A 6,604-nucleotide genomic window follows, 5' to 3' on the forward strand; every position below is an offset into this window, starting at 1 on the left:
ATTCAGCAATACAATCAACACAATGTGCCAGCGCTACCACCGTGTGACGCATTTCGTTTTATAGAAAACATATTGTATCCACGGGATGAGGCAGGACATCGTTTGGCAATGATCCACCCTAACCTGCAGGATCAGGATTTTACCGAACTCAAATCAGGCATGCCGGTATTCACGCATTTCGATGGTTCCCAAGAAAACTGGCAAGGCGACACTGTGTTTCCGCATTTTATTAACGAAGCGGCCTACCATAAATTACACGTAGCATTTGCCACGGCCACCAAAACACAGTTATAACATTCTGGCAGCGGCATTGCCGCTGCCATCTTATATTCCCCTTTCCAGTCTTCTGATTTCACTCGCCTGTTTCTGCTGCATTAAAACAGTCAATAGACTATTGCTTAATATAGGCAAAAATCTATATACAAAAATAGATAAATGTAAATTCAAAAATAGACCATTTATTTGATTTATATACCTAAATACCGCATTTACCAATCTAAAAGTAACCTTTAGGCGAATTGCTGTTTCACAAAGGACTGCTACAATCAATTGAGTTAAATAAATGTAAATTCCGGCACTGAGGATGATTCAAGGCCGTGAATTGACATCGAAAAGTGTTTAGTTAATCAAACACAAAACCAATAGCGACAGCCTTGGAACAAAGCAAATTTGCAGCAGGGGCAAGAACTAGCAAATAGTGCTTTCATGGATGAACTTCCGGGGTATACCACTGAGGAATTATTCATGTTTATATCTTTAGCCAAGCATAAGGCTGAAGTTGCTAAGCTGTCGGCCATTGCTGATACTCAGCTTCAAATAATCGATTCAATCAAGCATTGTGTTGCCACTATCCTCTTTACCCCCAATGGCGATATTCTGGAAACCAGTTCTCTGTTTCGCCAGGCGATGGGCTACAGTGAAGCAGATCTTAAAGGCAAACATCACAGTATGTTTTGTGTAGGGAACTACGCGAAGACTCCGGAATATTCTGCATTGTGGCAAAAATTACGCGATGGAAGATGTCAGGCTGGTACATTTAACCGTCGCAAAGCGGATGGTCACGTAATCTGGTTGGAGGCTATTTACATACCTATTAAGGATGCTCAAAACCGGGTAGTATCGGTTTTGAAAATCGCTTTTGACGTCACTGATAAAGTAAAAGAAACCAGCACACTAAAGGCGGTTAACAAAGCACTGGATACCTCAATGGCGGTGATCGAATTTGAACCCGACGGCACCATTATTACAGCTAACAAAAACTTTACTGCCACTATGGGTTATTCTCTTGATCAAATAAGGGGCAAGAATCACTCGTTATTTTGTACCCGGGAATTTAAAGAGCAAAACCCCAATTTTTGGGCTTCGCTTGCCAATGGTGTGCATCAGTCAGGTTTGTTTGAACGCAAAGATGCCCGGGGCAACTCGGTTTGGCTTGAAGCGACGTATAATCCCATTAAGGGCCCTGATGGTAACGTATTTAAGGTCATTAAATTTGCTTCAAATGTAACTAATCAGGTTGAATCAAAGAACCTGATTGCTCAGGCTGCGGAGCTTGCGTTTGCCACCGCAGAAGAAACCGCACAAATTGCCAAACAAGGCAGCGAGTTGCTGGATAACTCAGTTAATGTGTCTGATGCGACGCAACATGAAGTAGACACAACCAATGCACTCATGAGCAAGCTTCACGAGCAATCTGGCAGCATAGAACAGATAGTGTCTACCATCCGTTCGATTGCCGAACAAACCAATTTGCTAGCGCTAAACGCCGCAATTGAAGCTGCGCGTGCGGGCGATCAGGGCCGCGGCTTTGCAGTGGTGGCCGATGAAGTTCGTCAACTGGCCAGTCGCACCAGCGAATCTACCGTAGAAATCGAATCGGTAGTAAGCGAAAACAAGCAACTTTCATCGAAGGCAACGGAGCAAATGATGAAAGTAAAAGCCAATGTTGAACAGAACAATCAGCAAATTGCACAGGTGCAGGAAGTGATGAACGAGATCCTGAAAGGGGCCGAAAACGTGTCACAATCGGTGTCATCGATTATTCGTAAATAGACGCTACGTCCTTCGTAATGAAAAGCGCTATGCGGTCTCTTCAATCTGCATAGCGCTTTTTTACTCAGTGTTATTCGCGAAGAAACAGCTACTTTACGCCGTCCAGCTCTTTATGAGACTGCACATCAATTAAATTCAATTGCGCCATTTCGGGAATAGTTAGTTGAATTTTCGATTCAATAGCATCCAGCCTGGCAAAGTAGTCGCAATACCAACGCGCTTTTTCCGCTAGCGTACTTTGCAATGGTGGGCCGTCTACACCGGTTTTCAAAGCGTAACGGGCAAGTTGCTGATTAATATTGTCCATTGCTTGCTGGTCAATAACCAGCTTGTCTGAATCCATCGTGCCTAACGATGTAAGGATAGCCCCCGCAGACGTGGTTAACGTGGTTGAGATTGGCAAACCTAAATCGTCGTCTTCGAACTCTTCCACTAAGTTGGCCGAACTGGGGCCAATATAATAGTTAGATCTGGCATAGCGGAATTTTTTGCGTACCCGGTCTTTTATTTTATCAATGGCAAGGTTAAGCCGTTCATAGCTGTCGTGATCACTGCCAACCAGACTTTCATACATTTGCTGCACTGTGTCGGTTGCCAAATCTATACCGATGGTTGCCAGTAACGTAACCTGTGGCACCAGAGCATGTAGTCCCTCCGAATACTCCTGAACCAGTTCTGCCTGCGCAGGGGACAACTTCAACCACTGGCCGCCCACAAACAACTGCTGCTGATGGTTTATCTGGTACATCGTTTGGTACTTTTTCAGCACGCGCAACTGATTGTCGCTAACCACCACGCCATACTGCAGGTCGACGTCACAGGCATAATGCGCATAAGCAGGTTGGAATACACTGCTCAGCACACTGAGCATCAGGAGCCAAAAGGAAATGAAGAAAAATTTCATACCCCTATTGTGAAACCTGGCAATAAAATGAAAAGGCGCTTTAGACCAGAACACTAAAAATTCAGGTGAACTCTCAAGCCGATTTGTAGCGCAATTGACGAGGAAATTATAGCTGGCGATGAACCGCATACCAGCAAGCCTAACAACGTTTTATCTGATGGTTTGTAATGGTTGTTTAGCAAAACTACAAATTATTTCGCAGCATGTGCTGGCGTTCAAACGCTTCGCTTTGCGCCACCTGTAGTGCTTCAAGTTGTTTTTTACCCGACGCAATATCGGTCATGTCGTAAATCATCATACTGATATTGTCTACCTTGCCTGTGGACGACACCAACGGCGATAAAATAATGTTCTGATACATAAACTCTTCGCTGCCGGTAATGGGCCGATAGTTAGAAAATTTAAATAAATACGGGCGCTGCTCCCAAATCATAAACGCGCGGGTTTTTAAGCCAAACACCGGTTTGGCCTTTTGCTTAAACCAGTCTTTATCAATGTCGGGATATAAATCAAACAGGCACTTGTCACGCACATCCGACGGCAGACGACCACTGTGGCTTTCCATAAAGCCATTCCACATTTTCACGTTAAACTGCTTATCGAGCACCACTATACCAACGTCGACCGTTTGCAGCATATCGATGATCCAGTGAAACTCCTGCATTTCGCTAACAGCCAGTTCGCTCACTAAAAATCCTCCAACAAATGCGCCAACTTGTAGTTCATCACTTCCATTGATGACTCGGTAAACAACAAAATCAATTCACACACCACGTTATATCCTTCCAGGCCATATGAAATCTCAATGGCCAGTGTGCGTCGCCATTTGAGTTTGCCGGTATGAATAATGTCGGAGATATTTCTGTGCTGCCCCAACACCACGGGTTGCCCTTGCGCAAAGGAAATATCCAGTTGTTCGGCAATCCCACTTAAACAGGTTCCAATCAGAATACTGGCCGCATCCATGAGTAACTCCAGCTGTTTCTGGTCGTCTACCTCACCGGATATATTCAGGATTCTGGCCACATCCCCCAAGCTGGAATCACTTAAAATACATAGTGCTTCACCCTGCACTCCTGGGCCAACAAAGCCCTGGCAGACTGCACTTACCCGCTCATGCGTTTCAATATCACTTAGCAGCATGTGCAGTTCAGTGACTTCGATAAGGTTAACGTTGGGGATAGGTAAATGCACAAACACATTTAGCGTTCTGGCCAAGTGATCGCCAGCGCGTCCCATGGCAATATTGGTGATTTCCTGATAACAGTCGCGAATATCCGGATCCAGCGGAGCGACCTCTGCTGACTCTTCGGGCTCAGCCGCCAGTAAACGATTGCTTTTTAGTACATCATGTAGTTCAGCAGCACTCACCGGCTTACGAATAAACGCTACTGCGCCTAACGCTTTTACTCTGTCGTGGGCTTCTGGTTGCACATCGCCCGAAATGACCACAACCTTCGTTTTTAGCCCTTGTTTTTGAATAGCCTGGAGAGTTTGGTAGCCGTCCATCACTGGCATATTCAAATCGAGCAGGAGTAACTGACCTTTGCCTTCTTTCAGCGCATCAATGGCTTCCTGGCCGTCTTTTGCGAAGTGGATTGCTACGTCCCAATCCTGGGGTAAACACTTGGCTACCTGTTTGCGGGCTACCAGCGAGTCGTCACAGATCAATACAGAATACATAGCCATCCAGAAGATAAAGAAGCGATAAAATCAATTACATTTAGTCTCTTTAACGAATAGCAGTAGTCTGGTAAAAATCAATGTTTAAAGCCGAATTTATACGTGTTACGGCGACACTAAGTCAGTGCTGCTTTTCGCTCCTACAACAGCAACGGTAAAACCACGGCAGTCATCACGCCATTCAGACACAGTCCCACAGTGGCCAGTGCGCCCTGCACTTCCCCCATATGAAGCGCTTTGGCAGTGCCCACCGCATGACATACTGAACCCAGCGCCACACCTTGCGCTTCGGGCTGAGTTACGTTGAGCAATTTATAGGTAAGCGGCGCTGCCAGTGCGCCAACTATTCCGGTAATGATCACAAACACAGCAGCCAAAGCGGGAATTCCCCCAATCATTGCACCGGTTTCCATCGCCAGCGGGCTGGTGATGGATTTTACTAACATGGTTAGCTGGATGGCCATGGGCGCATCAAAGGCATATACCATCCACCAGGCAAGGACTGGCGCAATGATTCCGCCCGTAGCCACACTCATTACCAGCGGCCAGCCAAGTTGGCGAATTCGCTGCCAGTGGTTAAACAAGGGTACGGCAAGCGCCACGGTGGCGGGCCCAAGCAACCAATGCAATAAACTGGTATCCAAACGATATTGCTCTACCGGCGTACTGGTAACCGTTAAAAGCAACGCTATTCCAACTGCGGTAATGGTTAACGGATGAATAAGCGGATGATTATTCAAGCGTCGAAATAACCACACTGCGCCAGCATATATCAGTAAGGTAATTGCCAGCCAAATAACACTGTGCAGACTCAGCGTGTTTTGAGCGACTTCCAGCAATTCATTCAGGGTAAGTTGAAGTGCATCGTGATTCATTTACGCGAACCCCGATAATTGTTGCTCAGGATACGCTGCGCCACCCAAGCAGTAAGGCCCATGCTGATTACCGTAGTTGCAACCAAGGCCAGTACAATGCCAATTAAATTTTGTTTCACCTCTGGCCAGAACAACATTACGCCTACCACCGCAGGCACAAATAACAGCGACATATGCCCGAGCAAAGGCTGAGATGCATGCCCCACGCTTCCTGGCGATCGTCCTCGAAGCAGCAGGATCCCAAGTAGCAGTAACATGCCTAACAGCGCCCCCGGTAGTGGCACACCTGTTAACTTAACCAGCCAGTCTCCAATCAGATAACAGCAAACAATACCAACAAATCCCAATCCGTTGGCGACAACTTTTGGCATACACAACCCTGCAGAATTTAAACGCGTTTCATCATAACCGCCTGGCGCGCACACCACCAGCCGACTTGGGTCGTAGATAAAGGATATAAACAGGTATTATGTAGGCCAGACTTTGCCATCGAGATAACGCAGGCATTGTGGCAGTAATCTGCGACTGATTTTCAATCGGCTGCCATCCTTCAGCTCAACATAGTTTACCGCCGGACTTAGCTTGGTAAGCCCTTTAACGTGATGCAGATTGATGATCACTGAGCGATTAACCCGTAAAAACCAGGATTGGGGTAAGCGCTGCGCTAATTCTGTTAGGGTGGATCGCACAATAAGGGTTTCTTCCTGGGTGTACACGCACATGTAATCTCCCGCAGCCTCAACATAGCGAATACGTTGCCAGTCGACGCAGTGCCATCCACAACTGCTGCGCAGTGATATTTGATGATGCGGTGCGGTACTGCGCGTTTTCAACGCTGACAACTCCTGCAATAAACGCGCCGGTGAGCACGCTCGCTGCCAGCTCAACCGCTTTATTATCCATTGCCACTTCAGGGCATTGATTCGCGCATAATACGCGTCAATCAAATCCGTTATTTGCCGCTGTCTCAGTTCCGTTGGCGCATCGGGCTGATAAAAGCGACTGATCCCTTTGGCAAAACCATCGATAGCCTGCTGGTTGTTGTAACCGCACATCACACTGAGTTCGCAACGCGGCGCATTGAGCGACA

At 46.7% G+C, this 6,604-nt stretch carries 7 protein-coding genes and 2 pseudogenes; 3 read left to right on the forward strand and 6 right to left on the reverse strand.

Features of this window, described 5'->3' with window-relative positions:
• The 3 genes and pseudogenes from ACLR2L_RS17720 to ACLR2L_RS17730 all read left to right on the forward strand — a co-directional run.
• A partial coding sequence (locus ACLR2L_RS17720; protein ID WP_413370030.1) for a succinylglutamate desuccinylase/aspartoacylase family protein occupies positions 1-294 on the forward strand: 294 nt, incomplete at its 5' end.
• A 450-nt stretch (positions 295-744) separates the two neighbouring features.
• Positions 745-1,512, forward strand: a pseudogene (locus tag ACLR2L_RS17725) (PAS domain-containing protein); the annotation flags it as partial.
• A 162-nt stretch (positions 1,513-1,674) separates the two neighbouring features.
• A pseudogene (locus ACLR2L_RS17730) lies at positions 1,675-2,052 on the forward strand (methyl-accepting chemotaxis protein); the annotation flags it as partial.
• A gap of 88 nt (positions 2,053-2,140) precedes the next feature.
• On the opposite strand, the gene ACLR2L_RS17735 reads toward ACLR2L_RS17730, so the two are convergent.
• From ACLR2L_RS17735 to ACLR2L_RS17760, 6 genes are all read right to left on the reverse strand, one after another.
• Positions 2,141-2,956, reverse strand: a complete 816-nt coding sequence (locus tag ACLR2L_RS17735; RefSeq protein ID WP_413370033.1) for a DUF2884 family protein — start codon at positions 2,954-2,956, stop codon at positions 2,141-2,143.
• A 184-nt stretch (positions 2,957-3,140) separates the two neighbouring features.
• Positions 3,141-3,620: a hypothetical protein gene (locus ACLR2L_RS17740; RefSeq protein ID WP_413370045.1), complete on the reverse strand. Its 480-nt coding sequence runs from the start codon at positions 3,618-3,620 to the stop codon at positions 3,141-3,143.
• A 23-nt stretch (positions 3,621-3,643) separates the two neighbouring features.
• Positions 3,644-4,639, reverse strand: a complete 996-nt coding sequence (locus ACLR2L_RS17745) for a response regulator (RefSeq protein ID WP_413370036.1) — start codon at positions 4,637-4,639, stop codon at positions 3,644-3,646.
• A gap of 140 nt (positions 4,640-4,779) precedes the next feature.
• On the reverse strand, positions 4,780-5,514 hold the full coding sequence (locus ACLR2L_RS17750; protein ID WP_413370038.1) for an LrgB family protein: 735 nt from the start codon (positions 5,512-5,514) through the stop codon (positions 4,780-4,782).
• The gene (locus ACLR2L_RS17755) at positions 5,511-5,885 is read right to left on the reverse strand and encodes a CidA/LrgA family protein (protein WP_413370040.1); all 375 of its coding nucleotides are present in this window, start codon (positions 5,883-5,885) and stop codon (positions 5,511-5,513) included. The genes ACLR2L_RS17750 and ACLR2L_RS17755 overlap by 4 nt, the downstream gene beginning before the upstream one ends.
• 96 nt (positions 5,886-5,981) lie before the next feature.
• Positions 5,982-6,604: LytR/AlgR family response regulator transcription factor (locus tag ACLR2L_RS17760; protein ID WP_413370042.1), on the reverse strand; the 623-nt coding region annotated here is incomplete at its 5' end.

Origin of the sequence: Alteromonas sp. AMM-1 (assembly GCF_047290655.1) — a bacterium.
GTDB classification, from domain to species: domain Bacteria; phylum Pseudomonadota; class Gammaproteobacteria; order Enterobacterales; family Alteromonadaceae; genus Alteromonas; species Alteromonas mangrovi.

What these genes read in the sequence shown, in the direction of transcription:
- ACLR2L_RS17755 (WP_413370040.1), bottom strand. Translation starts at nt 5,885, where the DNA reads ATGCCAAAAGTTGTCGCCAACGGATTGGGATTTGTTGGTATTGTTTGC.
- ACLR2L_RS17740 (WP_413370045.1), bottom strand. Translation starts at nt 3,620, where the DNA reads ATGCAGGAGTTTCACTGGATCATCGATATGCTGCAAACGGTCGACGTT.
- ACLR2L_RS17735 (WP_413370033.1), bottom strand. Translation starts at nt 2,956, where the DNA reads ATGAAATTTTTCTTCATTTCCTTTTGGCTCCTGATGCTCAGTGTGCTG.
- ACLR2L_RS17750 (WP_413370038.1), bottom strand. Translation starts at nt 5,514, where the DNA reads ATGAATCACGATGCACTTCAACTTACCCTGAATGAATTGCTGGAAGTC.
- ACLR2L_RS17745 (WP_413370036.1), bottom strand. Translation starts at nt 4,639, where the DNA reads ATGTATTCTGTATTGATCTGTGACGACTCGCTGGTAGCCCGCAAACAG.